Source organism: Mycobacterium sp. (assembly GCF_008709575.1).
In the GTDB taxonomy this organism is placed as follows: domain Bacteria; phylum Actinomycetota; class Actinomycetes; order Mycobacteriales; family Mycobacteriaceae; genus Mycobacterium.
Genome location: NZ_VYIK01000401.1, coordinates 1 through 661, shown reverse-complemented (window position 1 = coordinate 661; position 661 = coordinate 1). Strand labels below are relative to the sequence as shown.

Below are 661 nucleotides of genomic sequence, written 5' to 3'. Positions count from 1 at the left end.
GTGTTGTTGTCGGTGCGGGTCACCCGACCACGGTAACGCGGATTGTCCCGCCGTCTACGCCGCCCAGTCGGCACCCGGGCCGGTAGGCTTCAGCGCAGCCCGACGAACAACACGTGAGGTCGCTAGCGATGACAACCGATCCCGGGCGGTGTTCGAGCGCCGCCGGTTTCACCGCCGCAAAGCGCACCTGGTGCTCTCTGCGCTGCGGCACCGGGCCGCCGAGCTGGGGGAGCAGGCGCTGTTTGTACAAGCCCGCACCTACCGGCAAGCGCTGCGGCGGGTGGGCGGCCCGCTCAGCGTATGCCATCCCACGTCGCGGGTGGCGGCGGAGTTCGTCGGGTCGCTGCCCGGTGTGCAGGTGGTGCCGGCGCGGGCTTTCTGCACCGACCGTGAGACGTTCGAACGGTGGGCGCAGCCCGGCCGCCCCCTGTTGCTGGAGCGGTTCTACCGCGACGCCCGCCGCCGGCTGGCGGTGCTGATGGACGGGGACGAACCGACCGGCGGCCGCTGGAATTTCGACGCCGACAACCGCGAGCCACCACCCAAAGACGCGGCGACGCTCGACGTTGTCGGCCCGTGGTGGCCGCAGGAGGACGAGATCGACGAGCGGGTCCGCGCCGATCTGGATCGCTGGGAACGCGAGGGTGTGGTGTCGTTCGTG

The 661-nt window shown here is 71.0% G+C and carries 1 protein-coding gene; it reads left to right on the top strand.

Annotated features, from left to right (window positions below; genetic code table 11):
* Positions 1-148: 148 nt before the first annotated feature.
* Positions 149-661, top strand: a 513-nt coding sequence (locus F6Q13_RS19225) for a cryptochrome/photolyase family protein (RefSeq protein ID WP_293059911.1), incomplete at its 3' end; no start/stop codon positions are given.